The following is a 23,495-nucleotide window of genomic DNA, read 5'->3' as shown; positions in this document are numbered from 1 at the left end:
GTGGGGAAAGCGCTCCTTCCCCACCCTGCAAGTTGTCGTTTAGTTGCTCGCCTTCTTGTACGCGACCTTGACGATGTTGTTGACGGTCTTACCGGTGCCGGTGACAGTCACATTGGCGAGGTACACACCGTTGGCGACTTCTTCGCCCTGGTCGTTGGTACCAGCCCAAGTGATTGCCCGGTTGTTATCGGCGAGGCTGCCTTCGAACACCGTAGCTACGAAGCGACCCGAGAAGTCGTAGATCTTGATGGAAACGTACGCACCATTGCCGGAGCCTTCTTCGATCGGCAGGACGAAGGTTGTGTAACCATCTTCCGGCGTGAAGGGATTCGGGTAGTTGTACGTATCGCCACCGACCAGAATATCCGGGTATCCGACACGCTGACCCCATTCACCCGTTGCACGGTTGCCGGCGAGATCGCTGACTTCCGCATGGAGGGTGTAGGCGCCTGACTCAAGACCCGTGAAGGCGAGAGTCGCGTAGCCGGTGAGGCCGTTGCCAGCGATGCTGACATTGGATTCACCCGGAACCGTCGTACCGTCCGCGGCTGTCAGCCAGATGCGGACGCTGGCGGGATCAAGGCCGACCGTACCGACTTCAGCGAAGTCCACACGGAAGGTGATCGGTTCAAGAACTGCGAGCGGATTCTCGTCGTCGGACAGCGGCTGCACGTTCGTGAAGATCGGCGCGCCAGTGTCGACCGTGTACAGTTGCGAGATCGGCGCCATCGGTGAGCCGCCATTGAAGTTACCGTTCAGCGTCGCACGGATGCTATTCAGACCGGTCAGATCAAAGTTGGCACAGTAGGTGGCGGTGTCGCCATTGAAGGCCACCGGTGCATCGACCACGATCGGGGCGAAGACCAGCTGACCGTCAACCAGCATTGCACCTTCCAGCGTCATCGTGACCGTGCTGCGGTCAACCTGGTCGCAATCGACCAAGGCTTCGAAGCAGTGCGGCATTGCGGACACATGGAACGGCGGCAAGAAGTAGATGTTGGCAAGGCAGTCATCGAAGCTGACCACCGCGAACGACCAGATCTCGCTTGTGGTGTTGCACACGTAGTCACAGACAGTCAGGACCACGGTGTAGTCACCATCTTCGAGGTTGCCCGTCCAGGTAATCACGCCGCCATTGATAACAGCGCCTTCCATCAGGTCGGTGTACTGACCGTTGACATGGTTCAACAGGCGGAACTCGATACAGCTCGGATCCACACCGCTGTTGCCGTCGAGGCTCGAGAAGCCGCGCATCAACGCATCGCGCCATTCACCCATATCAATACGGGTTGTGGTCGTGACGTTCATGGTCGCGTCGCTCTTTCCGCCCTTCATGCTGCCACCAATCAGACCGGTCGTCGGGGTCAGGTTCTTATCCATCATGATGGATTGATCGTCACCCGGCATACCGGCGGCACCGGCATCTTCGTCATCGTAGAAGTGAGCGCTGATGGTCACCATGAGGTCTCCGTTGACCACACTGTTGGGCAGCGGGCTCAGGACCTGAACCACAGGCGCGGCGTCGTCAACCACCCAGGTTTGAACGATTTCGGTCGTCGTACCGTACTGGTCGGTAGCGGTCAGGACGATGCGAACATCGGTCGGGGTGCCGTGGCCACCGAAGTCGCCGAAGGTCGCGTTGCCTGTGACTTCGAACGTCTGTTCGGTGTTGCCGCTGTTGTAGGCCGGCGTAACATTCAGCGTCACATTGGCGGTCAGGTCAACTTCTTCAATACCGTTGTCGCCGTCATAAAGACCGACGAAGCGAACCGCGATACCGTTGTTGTTGACGTTGGCGCCGTCATTTTCTTGTACCGTAGCTGCGAAGTACAGCGGGCGATCCGGGTTCCAGAAGCCGTTGTACTGGCAGGTAGCTTCTTCAGCATCAGTGAAGGATGCAACCGGTCCGGTGCTGCGAACCCAGAAGGTCCACGTACTGGTCATCAGGTTGCCGACACAGTCTTCGGCGTAAGCGTTGACCGTCCAACGTCCGGCTTGCGGATCAGTCAGGACAATCTTGGCGCTGGAGATTGTGCGTTCAATGAAGTCTTCTTCATCTTCGAAGCGGAGGACTTCGCCACGCGGCGGCACCACGACGAACCAGACACGGTCGGTAATAATACCGGAGCCGTTGTCGTCAAGGATACCATCACCATCGCGGTCAACACGCGTCTCGGACTTAGCTGCGTTACCGGACTTGCTGCCGGTGCTGTTCACGGTCGCCATGCCCTTTGTCAGGGTGACGTCGCTGCCGGCACGGAAGAGGCCGTCTTCGCAGTCATCAGTGTAATGGATTTCAACCACGACGTTACCTTCGTTCTGGACACTGTCATCCGAAGCCGGGAAGTGAGCCAGATCGGTCGGCGCGCAGCCGTCGGCCGTGTAGGTGAAGCTGGACAGGTTGTAGCCGTCGTTTCCACCTGCGACATAGTAGATGTTGCGGGTTTCAACGGTGACTGCCAGACCGGTCTGGCCATCCGGGAACGAGCCATCGAGGCTGAATTCGACTTCAACTTCGTCCTGACCTTGCGGGTCAATGGTGGTCGGGCCGCTGACAATTTCGCCACTCGGCACCGTGGTCACGGTATAGGAGATACCGTTCGGGGCGATCGGGGCGGTTGCAACAGTACGAACCACGAAGCTGAATTCCTGCGGGTTCTGCTGATTGTACTCAGGATTGAACCACGGGCCGCACTCACCGCCGTTGAATTCAACAGACGGACCCGGGCAAGCCACATACCACGACCAGCTCAACATCTGCGCATCCGTCGTACCGATGTTTCCGGCGTTATCCGGAACGAACATGGTAATGGTGTGGATGCCAGGCGTGTAGAAGACATCAGCAGCTTCGCCGGAGGCGTCACCACCGAAGTTGAACACGAAGTCGTTCTGGCCGGGCTGGTTGACGAAGAAGTTCAAGCCAGCATTAGCGGTATCTCCGATGGTGTACATCGTGCCGTCAATGACCCACTGCACACCGTCCAGATTGACGCCCGCGGCTCCGTAGCAGCAGCGCGCCCAATCACTGATAGAACCCTGGATCGCGATGCGCTCTCCGCAATTGAACGTGTCAATCGCGAAGTTGATCGGATCTTCGTCATAGCGCGGCTCCCAGCCCCAATCATGGGTCCAGAAGAAGTCGCCGTCGTTATTTTCGCAATCAACTCCGTCTTCGTTCGCAACGCCGTCACCGTCGTCATCGATTGCAGCACCGATCGGCGAGACCGGGGTGATGACCGGCGGAAGGATATCCACCGTGTAGCGATAATCTTCGGTTTCTTCGTTGTAGTTACAGACGTTGTTGTACACGTGCCAGTGTGCGCACAGCGTCAGCGGACATTCCAGCGCGCCGCTGTAGTACGGGTACTCATCATCGTACCAATCGTAGAAGATGTTCTCGATCAGGCCGTCCCACTGTACGGTGACAGAGGCGCGGTAACCGATGAGGACTTGGTCTTCGTAGATGGGCTCGAAGGTCATGGCTTCCGCCGTGATTTCGTGCACGTAGTCGCTGTTTTCGACGCCGCAGTTGGCGAGGTCGAGGTACACACTGATGGTGTCAATGCCGGATTCGCGGTCGATCAGGTCAGCCCACAGGGTCACGCTGACGTCACCGATATAGGTCGGCTCGGCATGCGCGGTCGGCGGGGTGTTGTCAACGTAGAACGGCGTCACATTAGTCGGACGGTCATCCACGAAGAACTGGATGGTATGGACGCCCTGCGGCAAGCAACCGAACCACGGCGGGCAGCTGTAGTATTGCGGATTCAGCTGAACCGAATACATACCGCTTACTTCGTCATAGTGGGTCGTGAACAGTTCGTCATAGTAGCAGTCTTCGTAGCCTTCGATGTCATCCATTTCGGCAACTTCACCGTCATTGACGATGCGGATACCGTCAAGCCAGACGTCCACACGGTCCGGAGTCGGCGGATACTCGCCTTCGCCGAGGACCACCCACCACAGCGGGTTGCAATCGACGACCGGCATGCCGTTGTAGTACGTCAGGTCTTCATAGAACACATCGCAATCGCCACCATTGTTCATGCGGACGAATTCGTCGATCGGACGGATGCTCGTGAGGAACACACCGAAGCGAACGCGATCCGGACAGATGGACGTCAGGTCTGAGATATCCCAATCCGGAGTCCACTGGAAGTCAACGATACCGTTTTCAAGGTCGCGGTCGTTGTAGGTGATACCCCACTCCTGCCACATACCGTTGTACATTCCGGACTCATCCGAGGCATCCCAGTTCCAGTATGCGACGACCACTTGCCATTCTTCCGCGTTTTCCGGAAGCAAGCTGTTGTCGAAGCGCATACGGAAGGACGATGCAGGCTGAACGATGTCAAGTTCATCGAGGTCATCGGACTGGATTTCCTCGACGTTCGAGATCAACGTGTAGTAGTACTGGTAGGCCGGAACCATGCTATGCGACTGTGACATCAGGTAGGGCTGGAACCACAGGGATCCGCGCCATCCGGTGCCCCAAGCAGGAATGGTGACTTCGAGCACGCCGTCTTCACTGACCAGCGTACCGTTGGAACCGCCCTGATAGTTGGCTTCGTGGATGTCCATTGCATAGGTAACGATCTGGATGAAGGTGTTGTCACCCTGCTGCACCTTGTTGGAGGTGAAGACAGTGATGCGTCCATCTTCGTCTTCCAGTTCGCACGGTCTGGTATTGGACGGCAGTTCGCCAGCATAGAAGGTGGAACCGGCTTCCGGCTCGATGCAGACCACACCGGCTTCGATCAAGCAGTTTTCGGTGTAGTCTTCCAAGGTCGTCAATACCCACGGCTGCTGTTCACCGTTGCTCGGTACACGCACCCAGTCCGGAGCCCAGATTTGGACTTGGTCAGTGGTGGTGACGTCTGCACGGCGCCAGATTGCCGGGTTCGGATCGACGTTGCCGTTTTCATCCCAGGCAACGGCACGGAACCATGCGTTGGCCGGGTAGAGATCGAATTCAAGCGTAACCTGCCAGAGGTGCCATCCAAGCCAGTCGTTGCACTGGTCTTCGCGCGTGTTGACGGCGTCGGCCAGCGGAATCCACGATTGACCCTGGTTGGTGGACACCTGGAACTGCACCTGGGCAGTCCAGTTGGTGTCGCAGTCGTCGGTCACCGCATACAGGTAGTCGTTGCAGGCGAACTCGTTGTCATCGTCATAGCCGACGATGCAGGCACGCTGGTATTGCGAATCCTCGACGTAAATCGTGATCGCATGTTCGCTGCAGTTGCCGGCCTCGTCCCAGGCCACGACACGCAGGTAGTAGTTGTTATCCGGACCGATGTCGGTCGTAGCGAGTTGCGCCGACCACAGCGGACCTTGTGTATCACAGGAGATCAGGTCAACTTCGTCCGGGGTGTTACCACCGTAGAAGCAGACGCTGTCCACATCGCTATTGCCGCCGTTACCGAAGACATCTTCAGCCGTAGCGACCATGTTGATGATTTCACCCCACGGGATAACGGTGTTGTCCGGTGTCAGGTCGCCGTTCACGTTGGTGAACAGAACCGTCGGCGGGCAGTTATCCACGCGGACCGTATCAGCGAACAGGACGTACGCCAAGTTAGACTCAGGCACGGAATTGTCACTCAGGACTGCACGGAGGCTGATGGTACCGCACTGCTCGAAGTAGTTGTACACATCCCACGAGTAGACCCAGTTACCGGTCAGGCCGTTATCCTGATATGCATAACCGATGGCATTCCAGTAGTTATCATCGTTCGGGTCAGCTGCCCACTTCCACTCGAACCACACGGTGTCAAGACCGGCATCGGTGAGTTCGTCGTTGAAGTGCACCCAGATGTCATCCGGCTGACCGTCAATCGTGATCGGACCCGTCAGTGCGCAATAGCCGCCCAGCAGACCGTGGGAAGACGGCATTTCATCCGTCAGTGTCCACGGCAGGCTGTGGTCAATCACGATGTTGCGGCAATCCGTAGCGAGGGTGACCAATTCACCGCCGAGGTCGGCAGATCCGATTGCGCAGATCTGGCCCGGGCCTTCCGGCAGGACAGTGACATCCCAGTACGAACCCGAACCCTGACAGTTCGACCACTCTGTGTCACCGATGTTACCCTGGACAGTGCGGATTTCATGCGTGTCGCCTGCGGCGGTCACGAAGATGAAGCGGACGTGATCCAGAGTCGGTTCAGAGTTGGCGTAGATGCAGATGTCGGTGCCGTGAATGTGCGGCGTACCTTCAACATCGAAGAAGTAGTCGTTCAGCGAAACGATCGAGATGTTGGCTTCTTCATCAACCACCGGAGCGGTCCAGTCGATGATGTAGTTGCCCTGATCGTCATACTGATCGGTCTGTTCACAGTAGTCAACAGCGACAGCCGCGAAGTCGTAGGTCCAGCCGACCACCAGATCCGTCGGGACAGTCCAGTTGAAGCTGAACGGCCACGTGCGGTCACCACCGACCTGCGTCCAAGCGGACGGTTCGCCGTTGGTGTGGCGGTAGTAGAAGCGGACCTTGCGCACCGTGAAGTTGTCTTGTGCTTCAATGTGGAAGGTGACTTCTGCGCCGCGCTCGAGCTGCGTCACCGGAGTCTGAGCCGGGTCATCCGTGCGCCAGACAGAAACGATGGTCGCGACAGGAGCTTCGTTGTCAACATTGACTTGCAGCAGCGCATTCGGGGCACCTGCTTCACCAAGAGTCAGGTTACCATTCATGTTGCCGAAGTCGTCTTCTGCGAACGCGCCGACCCAGTAGGTGCCGTTCAGCAATTCGGTATTCCAGTGGCCTTCGACCGGTGCGAAGTCACCCGGTTCGCCTTCGACGCGCTCAATCACCGTCCACGGGCCGTTCGAACCGACTTCGAGGAAGGCGAAGGTCACTGCGACGACGTCTTCATCATCCACTTCGGCGTACAGTTGAATGTCACCGTGCAGGAAGATTACAGACGAATCAGGCGTGCAATCCGGGGCGGTCACGAGGTCGTGTGCCACAGGAGCTTGCGTATCGGAAATGTAGATGCGCTTGACATAGCCGTTGGCCATCAACCACGACCACTTTTCTTCGACCGTCGTACCTTCACCGTAGTTCAGGAACTGGGTCCAAGTCAGCTCGTTGCCGGCTTGATCGGTGGTGAGGACAGCGATGTCGTACCACAGACCAGGCTGCGGAGCCGGGCAGTCATTGTGCCACAGGTCAACGTCGTTCACGGAGAACGGACCGGTTGAATCATCACCGATGAAGCACCAGCTCCACATTTCGAGCGGGTGGTCTTCAGCGCGCTTGATGAACCAGTGCGCACCGTACGCGTCGCCTTCGGTTTCGTCAGCACAGGCACCGACCGTCAGCCATGTGAAGCGTTCGACGCTGTCACCAACCTGCGGTTCGGTCCAATCGTTACAGGTTTCAAGGTTGTCGATGTTGACACCATCTTCCCAGACGAAGACTTGGGCCATCGGAGCCTGCACGTCGAAGGAGACGATGTAGGTTTCCATTTCTTCCGAGTTGCCGCATTCATCTTGCGCCCAGCTGCGGACCCAGACGTCGCCGGCAAGACCGGACACATCCCAGATCACAGACCAGAAGATTTCGTGATCGACACCGTCCCACCACGGGGCAGGCTCGCCGCCGTCCCATGCGCAGGGTGCTTGATCTTCTTCGTCGACTCCGATTTCGTACCAGGTGGTGCCGTCAAAGCTGTACTCGAAGTACACGCGTTCGACGTCGCCGTTGATGGTCGGCCAATCGTCGCCGATTGTCGTAAAGGCATGCAGCCAGATGTCATGGATGTCACCCAGGGCGCCGACGCTGACGGTGTTCGTCTGCTGATCGACAATCCAGAGACCTTCGATGTCACCTTCAACTTCACACCACGGCTCTTCGCTCGTACCAACCGACCAGACCATTGAGGACGGCGGGGTCGTATCGAAGATGTAGATATTGATGGCGTGACCGTCGTCAAAGGCTTCCATGACGCGTTCGACGTCAAGGTCACCGTTGCCCCAACGATCCTGAACGATTGCGATGACGTGCAACGAATCGCCGCAGGTGATGTTGGTCAAGTCAAGTTCAACGTAATGCGGATTGCACGGGCTGGGGATGTAACCACACTGCGTCCATGCGTCGGCCTGGTTCGGGTGCCAGATATTCTTGCACCAGACGGTGACGACGTTATTGGTCTGCGTGGAATCATCCGGCGTCAAGCCATCAGTCCACTCAACCCAGAGGGTCGCGGGATTATCTTCACCGGCATTGATTTCAATCCACGTATTTTCCGGAGTGACGGGCTCACCGTTCACCTGGATGATGTCACCAACAGGTTCGCCGTGATCAACGTGCACCCAGAATTCGTCAAGCATTTCAGTCGGCTCGATCTGGCAGATAGCGTCGTGAGCGCGCGCCCAGACACGGTAGTAACCACTCGGGTACTTGGCCGTGCCGTCGTCGAGCGTATCAGCCAGCCACCAACCGATGTTCCAGGACGGATCGTTGTGTGAATTGAACGTCGGGTTCCACCAGAAGGTATCCACCGCAGTTTCGGTCACACCGGCTTCCTGCGATTCGACATACAGAACCATGTACCAGATGGACTGTTCGTAGGTCGGAATGACGCCCCACACCGTAACAGTCTGGTCACCGCCGATTTCCGTCGTTCCGTCAAGGATTTGATCGGTCAATTCAACGTAACCGCTGTCGAGCGTGCAGTCGAGGCCGGAATAATCCAGACCAAGAATGTCGGTGTGCTCCGGAACAGCCGGGAAGCAATCGATGCAAACCAGATCGGTTGCGCCGTTGCCGCAGTCAGTCGTCACGACGACGCTGTCTTCGTTACCCTGGCAATCCGTAAAGTGCACCGTAAAGGTGTAGCAGCCATAGTCAAGGACCGGATACTGGCCGCCTTCACCGGATTCATAACGGTGTTCAGCCCAGTAATCGCACAGGTCGCCTTCGAAGTCGAAGTACCATTCGTCATCATCACTGCGAGTCATTTCGCCGAAGTTGAACGAATAGAGACTGTCTTCGCGGACGGCAGTCAGCCACACTTGATCGATATTGAACTCACCGGACAGGATATCGGCATCGAAGTCCATCCAGATAATCGCCTGACCCGGGTCAATCGTCAGCCAGCAGCGGTCACCGCAGGCGGTGGCCACTTCGGCCGTCGTCTCGGCTTCACCCTCACCGGTCGGCGGCAGGGCGTCAATATAGAGCACCACTGCGTCCGAGGTGTCGTTGCCGTTGTAGTCTTCGACGATTGCACGGATCCAGAAGATTTCCTGGTCGCCGACGTCTTCGGGCTGCGGCTGGAAGTACACGCACTGCGTGGTATCGCCGTTCAGACCGTTGTTAATCGGATCCCAGATGGTTTCGATGTTGCGCCAGTTGGACGGGACACCGCCGTTGACTTCCGCATACTGGAAGGTAATGGAAGCCAAACCGGTATCGATGTTCGTCGGAGCGAAGATGGCCGTGATGCAGTACGGGTCGTCAGCAGTCTGAATGTAGTAGGACGAATCCACGGTGCAGGACGAGGCAACTTCTTCGCCGTCGCTCATAATCTGGTAGATTGCGATGCGGGCGGCGGGCTCGATATCGTTCAGGCGAACGGTAATGTAGCATACATCGTTGTCGCACAGGTCGGTATTGTTCACCGTGTCGATGGCGATCACACGGAGCTGGTACCAGCCTTCCGGATCATTTCCGGTTTCCTGGAAGTAGCTCAGGAGATCCCATGTCGCGGTGATCGTATTGCCGATGTGGCGCACCGTATCGTTGCTCAGCGTATCGGCCTGAATGTTTGTCCACGGACCGATCGGGTTCAGCGTACGATACTGGAAGACACCGAGGATTGACTGGTCGAAACCGGCGTAATCCTGGTTGGTCGCAACGATTTCAAGGTCGCGGCTGGCCGGAACCACAACGACATCGTTGCCGTTGACGCCCGGTTCAACATCGCCGACCAAGGTAATGCAGGCGCGCGGTTCGCTGACATCAACCCAGATGCTTTCGGCCGGCGTGCAGTAGGTGTTACCGCAGTGGTCGGTGACAATGGAACGGCTCCAGAACAACGTGTTCTCTTCACCGCGTCCGTCGCCCGCCTGAACGTCATAGGTTTCGTCAACAAGGCCGTCGCCGTCATTGTCGATGTTATCGGTAATCGGGTTGATCGCGCCCCAGATACCCGGCCACGCTTCAGTCCAACCCATATCATCGTTAGAGTAGATCGTGTCGACGTTGACCCAGCTGGAATCCGCAAACGGATTACTGGTCAGCGAGACTTGGTAGATAACCGCGCAGATGTCTTCCACGACGAGGTTATAGTTTCCGTCGACAGGTTGAATATCGGTGACGAAGTACACGTCATCGGCCACATCGCAACGACCGCCGTTAAGCCAGTAGTTGTCGAATTCGATGTCGTGCGTGGCCACCGGCTCATCGTTATCCACGAAGAAGACGTGGATGGAGTCGCCCGGTGCCGGGTTCTCGATCACATGATAGGCAACGCCGTCGTACCAGGTGACAACCGTACGGAACTCGTGGTGACCATCGCCAACCGTGAGGCTGTTGAAGTTGACCACGTATTCGCACAGACAGAGGGTCGAGAAAGCTGCACCGCCGTCAAAGACTTCGTCAAATTCGTCGGTGTCGCAGCGGTCGTACGCGACCGGGTCCTGGTTGTCCCAATCGATATTGCGCGGATCATCGATCCAGCGGTCAGTATTCGGGCCTTCCCAGAGGTTGTTATCATTCGCATCGATGACGAACGAGTATTCATAGCAATCTTCGTCACCATGGTTCAGATAGATGTCGGCAGTCCAGAAGCCGTTGCCGTCATCGGTCATCGGGAAGAATTCGTCCAGATCCCAAACGTACACGGCCACATCCGGGAACAAGTCACGTTCAGCATACCAGGAATAGACCGGGTTGCTGTGACGCTCGTAGTACCAGCCGGCCATACCGGGCACTTCCTTCTCATCGAGCTGGAAGCGAACGGTCGCGTTGCCCGGGTTCGTATCATAGTTGACTCCGGTTACCGGGTCAATGACAGGCACCCATGCGGTACCATCCCAGCGCTCGAACGCCACCTGCGTGATTTCACCGGTGAAGTAGTTCGGGTCGCTGACGTCGTTGGCCGACAGCGGCACGGTGTTGTGTGCGCCGCAGACATCGCCGTAGTTCGGGTAACAGAAGACAACCTGCGGTTCGTTGACGTTGACGATTCTCACGACGATGTCAATCTTCGTGAAGTCGTTGCTTTCCACATAACCGTCGCAATCGGTGTCACCTTCGGTCAGCGTGTCGTTGGAGAACGGCGCACTGACGAGGTAGTTCACGATTACTGCGAAGTTGTACACGCCCGGAGCATAGCTATTGTCGAAGTACAGACCGAGTTCGTAATCCGTTCCGTTGTCCGGCGGATACTGATCCCATGCCTGGAACTCATTGAAGTAGTCGAAGTCAACCAGCGGACTTTCGTCGCACAGGCTTTCCAGTTCACCTTCATCATCCAGTCTCCAGAGTTCGAGGTTGAACACGTCAACTTCGTCATCGTGGCAGTTACGGATCGTGTTTTCGTCAACACGGAAGAGGACCAGCGCTTCCGGATCATTTGAACCCGGGTCGGTCGTGCGGTTGTAAAGAACTTCGATCGTGTCGGTTTCGGTATCCTGCCATGCGACAGCTTCTTCGACGCGCACACGGTTATCCGGTTCATTCACGTCATTGGTGACGTAGCTGACTTCGGTAATCGGCGTGTTCGGCGGGCAGAAGGTGTAGATGAAGCAGGCATTCTCGCCGTAGGACATTTCCTCCTGGTTGCCCGTGAGGTCTTCGACGATTGCGGCGAAGTCCCAACGCGAGTAAACCAGACCATCGGCGGCGTCGGCCGAATCAAGGAAGGCGCGGACACCGGTCCAGACGACATATACACTGTCCCACGTGCTTTCGAGAACAACGGCGCTATCGGCATTACGCGGCAGGGCCGGGTTCAGCGTGTAGTCGTTCGGAACATCGAACGTGTCAGTGGTGCCGTCGGCACGCCAGAACTTGAAGTACATCAGCCATTCGTCTTCGACGTAGTCGGCGACGTTGGCGACGAGCAGCAAGGTGTCAATCGGGTTCTGATAGTTGCAAGTAGAGAACTTGTCACCGTCAAAGATCGGCTCGGTCGGCGCAGAGTACTGCGGCAGACCCCACTGGAACCACGCGTGGTTGAAGCACCACAGGTGGGTACCTTCGGGCAACGCGTCGCGGATTTCGATAGCGCTGCAGCAGACGTCAACTCCGCAGGCAAGGTCGCGGTCAATACGGCAGTCACGATTTGCATCGCCCTGCCAGTTGTTGTCGCCCCAGCCTTCGGCATGCACGTTATCCACCGCAATGGCGCGGAAGCGAACGCTGTCAAGCGGGCTATTGCCGAACTCGTAGAAAGTGACTTGAAGTTCATAATAGCCGTTGGCATCCTGGTCTGTCACGAAGCCATGAGTGTAGTACGGATAAATGTAGACATCCGCGCCCCAAGCTTCGTTCCAATCCGTGGCTTCTTCGAGGTTACGCCAGTTGCCGTAGCGATCGAGGAACTGGAATTGAACACCGGAGATTCCGCAATCCTGCGCCAGACCAATATTGTCTGAAGCATTGGCACGCAGTGCAAATGACTGTCCTTCACCGATTGTGTAAATCGGCGCGAAGTAATCACCACTCCAATTGCCAATCCAGCATTCGGTGACCTGTGGGGCCGTGTTGTCCACGAACACGCGGGTCCAGATCGGATCGGTATCAAACAGGCCGGCATCGTCATACGCGACTGCATACAGCCAGTAGTAACCGGACAACAGGTTGTCGGTGTTCCAAGCCGTTGAGTGGTAGTAGGCCCAGCCATTCACAATGCTGTCAGCGGAGCTGGCGCCACCAATGAAGGTGTGGATACCAAGACCCGGAACGGACAGCGAGTCAACAAAGAAGTAAGCAATCGAATCAACATCGGACATGATCGGAGCCGTTGACTGCACCGGCACCCACTGAGTCGTGTCGCAACGCAGGTTGGTCACGCACAGGTCTTCAGTCGGGAAGCAGATGAGGGCCATCGGCGCGGTCGTGTCGCACTCGATACGCACCGTGATAACCGGCGTGTTCAGGGCATCCACGTTGTCGCAGACGTCCATGGACAGGAAGCGCAGGTTATACTGATGGCTCGGCAAGCCGGCGATGTTCCACTGAACCGCGAAGTCTTCGGTGCCCGGTTGACGGTAGCTGACCGAATCCTGTCCCGGCGTGACCATGGTCACCCAGCCGGCGGCCGGATCGGTGTTGCCCGGCACGTAGGTGCCCGGAGCTTCGAAGAACTTATACTGGAACATACCCTTGGCGAGGTCGAACCACTGATAGGTGGCCAGACCGCCAATCGGACGCTCAGTAATGACCAGCGACCACGAATTCAATTCACCTTCATAACCGCACGTTTCGGTAATACGAAGCGTCCAGGTGCCCAGTGTGGATTCGCCGTCGAAGGCCGACAGCAGCTCTTCCGGACGGAAGGCGCCGTTATACGGTGCATAGGCATTACCGTCATTAATCGGGCGGAACGCTTCATCGTCGAAGGTCAGACCGATCATGTCGTTGTAGCCTTGCCAATTGTAGTTGGTCAATTCGACAATCGTGCCAGTCGGGCTTTCGAGTTCGATCGCCAGACAGCCTACATAAGAATGACGGAGGTCATTGACGATAATATTGACGTCAAGGATCGAGAAGTCGTCCGTTACGTTGATATAGGCTTCCATGGTGCCCGAAGAGAACAGCTGATCGGTTTCTTCGTCCGCATAGCTGAAGACCGCGAAGGTCGTGTCGCCGGGCAGCGGATCATAGATGCCGCCCTGGAAGTCGAAGGCACGGATTTCAATCAGTGAATCGGTGTCCACGTTCGGTTCGAAGCACGGCACCAAGTAGCCTTGCGGCGTGGTGTCACCGTCAACGTTGGAAATGTAAGCCAACGGTGCGATATCGTCCGTGATTTCGACTTCGATCGTGTCAACGCAGTAGTTACCGAACTTATCCCACGCATGGACGCGGACAAACCACGTGTTCAGACAGCTATCCGGATTGACCGGCGGCAGGCCGAGCGTGTCTTCGTTGTTCCATGTCAGGTTACGGATATTCCAGTAGGCAGCGAACGGCCAGGTTTGGTCTCCGTCATCCAGGCCTTCTACCCAGATGTTGCGGGTCTGCCAGTAGCTGTAAGCATCAACTTCACCGTCACGGTTGGCGTCGAACGCGTAGTCAAAGGCAACGTGCTCGATACCGTCGAGCGAGTCGTCAATGATAGCACGAAGCTCAACATAGTCCCACGACGTGAACAGGTCTTCCTGTGCATCGTGCTGTCCCGGATGCGCCACGAAGAATTGCTGAATGTCAGGACAGGTGCGGTCAAGGGTGAAGTTCCAGTTGTAGGTGCAGCTGTTGCCCATGTTGTCAAGGGCCACAACTTCGATCGTGTACACACCGTCCGGATGACCTTCGAGGGCTGTTCCGGTCGGATCCACGAGGTACAGCGGACGCTCGCCATAGGCATAGCCGTCTGACGTATCATACTGCTGCACGAAGGCCACTTCGACGCCGTTCGGATCCAACAGGCGGACGCTTGAGGCGGCGCCGTTGTTCCAATTGGTGCTGTCAACAGCCGTACTTGTGTCGTAGTCAACACCTGAGCCGGGCTGCGTGTCATCGAAGATTGCCGGATCGTTCAGGAACACGATCAATGAATCAAAGTTTGCACCGAGGAACAGGCTGTCATCCGCGGTGAAGCTGGGCGGATAAATCGTGCCGACAAACTCGCCGTTCCAGCACCATTCCATTTCCTGTGTGTCAACAGGTTCGACATCAAAGGCGCGGAAGGCGGAACCAGTCGGACAGGTCTCGTCTTCAAAGAACGTCAGCGCGAAGTCACCGCAAGCCAGCGTGTCGCGGTGGCCGTAGATGTCACTGATGTACAATTCGACGTTGTAACGGCCTTCGCTGAAGTTATCGGCAAACCAGAGGTAGTTAATCCAGACGCCGTCAACGTTCATCGAATCAACATGACCAACTTGCGGGAATGCATTGATGCGCAGGTCGGCGGTGTAGAAGTCCACACCTTCGCCCGTTTCATCAAACAGACCGTCGTTGTCATTGTCAATGCCGTCAGCCTGCAGCACCGTATCCTCGACAAAGACGAAGAAGCGAGTCTGGTTCACATCTTCATGCGAATACCAGCTCCAACCGCCCTGGTCATACGGCCAGATCTTATAGAGGTTCTCCATCGCATCGTCCGGAGACACCTTCTCGTTGTTCCACAGGTCCATATTGAACTGGTCAACGAAGTCGCTGTCCGAGCCAGCCACCGTGTTCGAATCGCACAGCAGCTGCATACCGGTAACCGGCGAAGTCCAGTTCTGAATCGTGAACGAAATCGCGCTGTCGAGGTCCACACAGTAGAAGGACGCACGGTTGCAGAGCGAGTCGCTCAGGTACAGGTGCCACCAGTAGCGGTTGGAGACGATGTTCGTGTTGAACAGCGCGCCGCCGCCGAACTCGTCATACAGCGGGATGACCCACAGAATCGAGTCGCGGTGGTTACCGTCGATGTTGTAGTAGATCGAATCCGGGTACTGCAGCGGATCGTTCATGAAGCCCGTGAAGTCGATGTAGGTCTTCTCCCACGACAACAGGGTGTCGCCAGGCGCGTTATCAACGATCACGTACACGAACAGCGTGCTGTCCCAGTCGAGGTTGTAGTTTGAATTCTGCAGAACAAGGACGGAGTCAATACCGTCAATGTCCGGGTCACCCGGGAATCCCGTCGCAATGGTGTAGTCACCCCACGGGATGCTGTTCACGTATTGCGGAGGACGATCGTCCGTGGTAACCGTCTTGGTCACCGGCACGGCCGGGTTCGACAAGCAGTCTTCGATGTAAGCGGTGACACAGCCTTCGAGGTCGTCGAGGTCGATCACGTTACAGGAGTCATCATAAATTGGCTGACCGACGAACTGGATGCAGATACTGTCGGCGTGCGCCGCAATTTCCGGATCGGCGGGAGCCGGGTCAGCGATCGTGTCCCAGCCACTGTACCAGGTCACCGTGAACGCGGTGGTGTCCCACGTCCAGAGCGAATCCAGAATACCGCCGCAGAGGAACGAGATGTACGGTCCGGGGCCGCCTTCGTCATGGGTCAAGTCGAATCCGACATGGTCGGTTTCTTCCGGATCACAGGAAGTGTCATAGGCCCAGAAATCAATCACGAGCGGATAGTTCGGGGTCACCCAAGTGGTTTCCGCGATGGACGTCGTGATGCTGTGAACGCGCATGTCGTAGATGACCGGACGCGTGGTGTCAACACGGGCGTAGCCGTATTCGACATCCATGTAGTATCCATGCGATCCGCCCAGACCCGTTTGACGGATGGACTTCACAGGCACGACAACCTGCTCACAGTTTCCAAGGCCGTCAGCTGTCAGCCACAGCCACTTGCCGACGAGTCGGTCGCGGCCATCGACATTAATAATTTCCCACTTGGTCGAATCAGGCGTCGGATCCGTACCATAGACCGGCCAGCCGCCGAAGAAGTCCGGCGTGGACCAGTTGGTGTGATCCCAGCGCGGTGAACCAAGTTGAATCAGATTCACTTGCAGCGAATCGATCATCAAGGTGTCTGCAAGCTCATCAAAGGTGGTATCCATCCAGGCCCAGACTTCGATGTGACCACTGTCCAGCGGCGTGGAGGAAATCCAGCCGACTTCGCAGTTGTTACCCCAAACCCAGACACTGTCCAGACCCGGAGTCGTTGAGTCGCAGCCCGAAAGTTCAAACACGTTGAAATGCTGACCGAAGTTGCAGGCCGGATCGGTCACATAGACCCAGATCGAGTCATAGGTTCCTTCGGCACCGGTCAACCAGGTCGAGCAGGATTCGCAAGCCGACAGGGTATCCCACGGCAGCGAGGTCGTGTCGCCCGGAATCAGGTAGTTCACATCGAACGGATTGCCGACCCACGAACCCGGATACCATCCCCACCATGCGCGGTAGTTGTCTCCTCCAAGGTGTTCAATGTAGTTGGCGTATACCGTGTCATAGGCGGCCTTCATCGCGGAATCGCACTGGAACTGCGAGAAGTCTGCCCAGACTTGTTCCGGAGCGCTGACCAGGTCATTCACATAGCCGTTGATGTCGGCATAGACATGAATGTGGTCGTCACCCGGTGAAACATAACCGCGAATCGAGTCATCACCAATCGTGTAGATGAAGTCAACAATCGGCGGCAGCGAGTCGTAGATAGCAATCGGCCACAGCACGGTGTCAACATTGCCGGCGTAATCCGAAATGGCGAAGTTGACAAAGATGGTGTCACCGTTATGATACGGAATATTCAGCTCGATCAGTTGCGAAGCGACCGCAAAATCATCTGGAACACATTCTTCGTAGCCCCAGAAATAGACCGCCGAGTCAACGACAGCATCGGTATTCGGATCGAACGACCAGAAGCTTTCAGTCCAGGATTGCGTGGTGTCAATGGTCGAAAGATCAGCCCACTGCCATTCAACCAAACCAAGACTTGAATCGTGGTTAGCGTCAACGACACCGATGTTGAATGAAACAAGCGATCCAAGACTCAAGTACGGCAGCTCCGTCGGGAACACGAAACCGTTGTAAAGGTCTTCGACTTCCTCAATGGTCGTATCGCATTCGCAGCTGGCCCAGGAACCGACGATCGCCGGCGGCACGCAGTCGCTGCAGAATTCGAGCGTATCCTGCAAGTAGAGCTCGCGGTCGTGGTGTCCAATCATATCATGCGCAGCATGGAAGACGAACCACGGCTCCTGGCTGCTCAAGCAGAAGAACAAGGAATCAGGCTGGAAGGTCCAGTAGGCCAACACCTTGACTTCTTCCGGAGCGCCGGTGTAGTAGGTAATTTCAATGGACCAATCGTTTACCCAACCTTCGTCAAGACCGAGCTGGTCGCGAACAACAAGTGTCCACGTACCATTCGGGTCTTCGCCGTTAAAGGCCGACAAAGGCACGTCTGGACGGAAGGAGCCGGTAAACGGAGCTGCACCAGCGGAAATCGGCGTAACTGCTTCATCATCGAAAACTGTGTTGACGAAGTCATTACCAGCACCGCCATTGTTGTTACTCAGGACAACTTCCGTTCCGCTCGGCGAGACAAGTGCGATTTCCAGATCACCGTCAAACGTATGTTCGAGGTCGATGATGGTTACGTTGACATCCGCAACAAGACCGGCGTCAGGATCATTGATAAACACGTAGGCCGTGTCAAGGTCATTGATCTGCACAGGCGCGCCGGCGTACGGATAGACCGTTGTAACCTGACCAACGATGACTACACTGTCAGGTTCCACGCTGTCCATAGCCGCATCTTGCAGAAGCTGCGACAGGTCGGCCCAGATCATCGAAGTATCAATGCCGATACCCACTCCATCCGGACAATCGATACCGTTATCGGTCACACAACCAATAAGAGTGAATGTGTCTTCCGGATCGTAGCAATCACCGTCGAAGTCCATCTGGTCAACCACGACACCCGTGCTGTCGCGGAGGAACCAATCCGTCCAACGCGGCTCATTGACGTCAACCTGCACACAGCTGTCGAACGTCATTGAATCGGCGTGGCCTTCCCACGTCACGAAGCGGATTTCGAAGTCAAGGTAGTCTCCGTCACACCAGATGGTCGCGAGGTCTGACGAGTCTGCACGCAGCCACCAGTAGTAGTTACGAGCCCAACCCAGAGTATCACCTAAGCCATTGTCATAGAGGAACCAGTCACCAACACTGTCCGGAACCACCCACGGATTCGGGTCGTCCGTAATGCGCTGGAAGTCACCTTCGACGACGCGGATCGAGTCTGCATGAACACCCGGAACGCAGTCCGTGATCTCGCAGGTTTCGATAATCGTCGCGCAAACGGTGATATTGGTATCTTCCGGTGCAATCCAGCCCAGCAGACTATCCGGACCAAAGACGTCCGGGCAGCCATCGGCCCACGGGTCGCACGGAATCAAGTGCAGACAGAAAGTCGTATCTTCGAAGCTGTCTTCTTCATAAGCATCGCTGAAGGCGGGCTCGTTGTAGCGACCCGGGTTGGCACCCTGGTCCCACGCACCGCGAATTACGAAGCATGCATTATATATGAAGGTATCAGCCGGCATATTGTAGATACGGCCAACCAACGTATATTCCCACTCGTCCCAATCGAGGCTTTCCGGCGTGACCGAAATCAACTCGACCGTGACATAACCAAGGCCGTTCGGAATCAAGAGACCGGCCGTGCTATCCACCAGCGAAATCTGCCAGTTTCCAGTCTCAATCCAGTCGCCAGTACCGTTCGGGCCATAGGAGGAACCGTCTTCGTTCGGATAAGCCGCCGGATCAAAGTGAACCTGCTCACTTGCGCGAACCGTCAACTGGAAGGTATCACCTTCAGCATAACGGAAGCCGCAGTCACCATCCCATCCGTCATTGTTCACGGTCGCGGTACTGTGGGTCGCAGGATCACGCGCTCCGGGGGCAATGCCCGTCCACTCGAGGAATTCCGGATTGTCGTTATCGACATCGAGGTAGGCAACCGTCGTGTCACAAATCAGGAAGATCGTGTCCGGTCCGATGATTTGGATGGACGAATCGCCGTCGATTGTCCAGGCGGACACGATGATGGTATCCTGACCGGTGATGGGCACAAGCATCTGGCTGTCGGTACCGGCATTCTGGAACCACGTTCCATTCCACTGATAGCGGAACTCAGCCAACGCGTTGATGTGCTCGTCAAGTTCGAGACGGCCATCATATATAGTGTTGTTGTCAGGATCTTCGCAGCCCGGGGTTCCATCAAGGTTTGTACATGGCGGAATGAACAGCGGCTTGCGAATAATGCGGCTGCGGTTCTCAACCGTGTTCGGGTTACGGAATTCCAGCACGAGCGTATCGTGCGCCACGTCATCGTCGAACGGCACGCCATAGTTGTCCATCTGCGTGATTGACAGCGTGTCAATCAGAATGCGGACAAAGATTGAGTCGTGTCGCTGATCGTGCGCGGGATTCGTAATAGCGTCATAGGCGCCGCTCGAGTCCACTGAACCCGGCGACATCGCATTCCACATCGGCATCGGGCCGAATTCATCGAAGCCGGCAAACAGGCTGTTGATGCTGTCCACCACACCGAGTGGGAACACTGAGTCCGGATCAAAGAACCAGAACTCAATCGGTCCGACGATGCGCGGGCAGCGGCTCTCGCCAAGCAGCGCGATGATGCACGTTCCGTCAAGCGTATCGGCCTGCGAATAATTGCTATCCGCATCGAACGCTTGAACATTAATGATACCATAGTCGCTCGGATCGATGCAGTCCGGATCATACTCGCCAATGCGATAGTCATTGTTCGAGATGTCCGCAGTATCAATCATTGCGAGGTCAACCAGCAGACAGGCGTACCAACGCTTGAACGTTGCGCCATCCGTGCTGTAGGGGGTATCAACCCAGATGGAATCCTGATCCGGGGCAACCGCCTCTATATTAAGGATGCAGGAGAAGTCGAACAGAACGCTTTGTGCGCTCGTATCGGTCTGAATCCAGACGCAGAGTGATTCACCGGCAAAGAAGTTCAGATTGCAGTCGAGGTTGTCATTGACGATGGCCACCGAGTCGATTTCCGGTCCAAGACCGTTAATCCACATACAGACCTGATCGCCGCGATAGACATTACCTGCATTATCCTGCAGTTCCAGCGTCAAGCAATACAAACCGTCAGGCAGCGGAGAACCGCCCGGACCTTGCATACCCCATTCAAACGAGATAGTGTCTGTATTGATGTCGTTGAAGAAGAACTGCAACGGCTGGCACTGGCGGGTGAAGTCGCCCGTGATGCCGTCCGTATGATCATAATAGATGACAGAGTCTGCGCCGAACGGCCACGGACCCTGAGTGTAAATGGAGTCAAGACGAATCGTGTAGCACAGGTCTTCAGCCAGACAGGTATCCAACAGACCTTGCGTGTACCAGCGGCGAGCCTTGAACTGCAGCCACGGATTATCATCGCCGTCAACCCAGAGATACGGATCAATCACGGAACCGTAATCCGGACCGATGGGCAGTGCAGGACCGTTCGTGGTGTCAATATCCAAAGCAATCGTCGTGGTCGGGAAGCACGAGTCAACCACAGCATACAGCGCGTTCAACTGCGTGTAGCCGTCGAGAATGTCTGTAATACCGTCATGGTCGGAACCCAGAATGGCGTTACAGCCACCGGCGTCCATGTAGCGGGCTTCGGTAATACCAACCAGCATACCCCACGGGCAGTAGTCGGCAAGAATATCAAGGTCCGCATCCAAGCTGTCAGGACCATCCTTGCCATACCACACAAAGCAGGCACCGGTCGTTCCGAGATAGTTGCGCCACTCCCAAACGGACGAGTCAGGCTCGGCCATCGGGTGATAGTAATCGAGCGCTGTAATAATGTTGCCACTCGGGGTGTCCGGATCGTCATCCGGAATTGTCCGCACGTCGAAACCGATCAAGTAAACGCGGGTCAAAATGTCAAAGGTGCTCGTCGTATCATAAATCGAGTCGACCTCAACACCGTCGAGGTACCAGCGGATGGAATCCGGCGACAGGTTCGTGTAGTAGGTCGCCAATGCGCTGTCATAAGGCGAGAAACGCTGGTTGCAATAGTTGTCCACGCCGTCAGCCGACCAGTAGATTTCCTGGCCCGGCAGGTCCGGCGGCTGGTTGTCAAGACAAACGTCCCAACCTTCGATCGCGACGACTGGATCCGGATCCGGAGCTTCATAGCCGGCGGCGATTTCATTTGACGTGTTACCGGCGTCGTCGATCGAGCAAACGCGAATCGAGTCACCGGCGGCAAAGGCATCAAACAGGCACAGCTGGATGGAATCCCACAGGGCGCAGGTTGGATCCGGCACGCAGATGGGAATGTCAACCCAGATGATGTCGTTGGCACCCGCAGGATCAGGGCCGGTACCGAAATTGTCCGATACCCAGACGCTGTCCTTGGACAACAGGTTAATACTGTCCTCGTTCATCGGGAACAGGAAGCCGTCAGGAACCAATTCGCTCAAATCAACGGCGAGATACAGAACGTCGAAATTCGGCGACGTTTGATCGCAATCCACGCGATTCGGTTCATAGCTGTACGTCATGGAAACCGAATCACCGTCGCAGTTGGCCGGGAACTTACCTTGGGCTGCCTGCGTGGTACTCATAAAGACGCGCAATCTGTCACCGCAACCCACCAGGGTGTCGTTGTCCATGTAGTTGCCGTTGATGACCTGACAGGAGTCGACACAGTAAATGTCGATGACCGGCGGCAGGTTATCAATCTGGCGAATACAGTAGAACGTATCAACCGGTGTAGCGTCATCAGGGAAGACATCACCGCCTGCCGCATCCCATTCGAAGCGAATCAGGAAAATCGTATCGGCGGCACAGCCGTCGAATTCGTTTTCCATCGAGCAGGGAACGATTTCAACGGTATCTTGCGTTCCGCGCCAGTCAACCGCGCCGTTGCAAGTCACGCCGGAAGCATCCCACACCAGCGTGTCACCGCCGGCCAGAGAGTCCATGGTGACAGCCAGCGCGCTGTCCAGCCAGATCGAGTCACGAATGGCGGCGATGCCGTCAAACGCAAAACCGCCGTATTCGGCGTACTGGATGAAAGCGCAGCCCGAGTTGATGGAGCACGGTGCCGCAATCGTGTAACCGGCGTCCGCGCAGTGCGTCGCCTGGCCACCCGGCGGCGGCGTGTTCGCAAAACCGAACCACGTGATACCGAATTGCAGCGGCGTACCCGCGGCCACAGCCACACCTTCCGGATGGAAGGTCAGCGTTGCCACGATCAAGCAGCTGTCGGGATCAGTGCCCGGAGCGCCGTCCAAACCCGTATTGTCCGTCAGTGTGTATGACATCTCGTAGAGCGAGTTTGTCAAACCGGACGGGCAGTTGATGATGATCGTCGGGTAAAGTGCCGGTATCAGCACACCGAGATCCGGATTCGGGTCAAGACCGACGTCTACCGAATCGCAATAGGGGCTAAAATAAGCCGCCCGCGCAGTGAGCGTAAGAACGTCACCGAGTTCGTCGATGATGTTATTCGGCGTCGTTGCGGGGTCTTCAACACATACGGCATTGACAAGCGGATCAACGTTAATCTGGGCATTGGCTTGCTGCGGGAGCACCAGTGCCGCCAGAAGGCTGATCGATGTCAACAGCCACACAAAAAGAGTCTTGGACCTCATTCTGTGGTTCTCCTGAATATGGGAAATCATCATAGTCCGAGATGGAAAGGCAGCGTCGGATACGCATGCCGAATGCCCACTCGACGGGCTGTTCACCCTGTGGGCACTGTGGATAACTTGCGTTGTCATGTACTGACTGTTCAATTCTGTAGGGTTACTTGAATCTGGCATGAACGCATCCGTATTTAATCAACCCAGCTTGAGGAAAAAAACACAAGCTTCCGTTT

Annotated in this window: 1 protein-coding gene; it reads right to left on the bottom strand. The window is 56.3% G+C overall.

Annotation, left to right across the window (positions count from 1 at the left end):
- Positions 1-39 precede the first annotated feature (39 nt).
- Complete coding sequence (locus HUU59_01090; protein ID NUO18032.1) at positions 40-23,268, bottom strand: proprotein convertase P-domain-containing protein; 23,229 nt, start codon at positions 23,266-23,268, stop codon at positions 40-42.
- Positions 23,269-23,495 lie beyond the last annotated feature (227 nt).

The organism is bacterium (assembly GCA_013360195.1).
Classification (GTDB): domain Bacteria; phylum Electryoneota; class RPQS01; order RPQS01; family RPQS01; genus JABWCQ01.
Note: the sequence above shows the minus strand (reverse complement) of the source record. Positions and strands in the feature narration are given on the sequence as shown.

Coding starts and splice junctions, on each gene's coding strand:
- HUU59_01090 (NUO18032.1), bottom strand. CDS start 23,268: ATGAGGTCCAAGACTCTTTTTGTGTGGCTGTTGACATCGATCAGCCTT.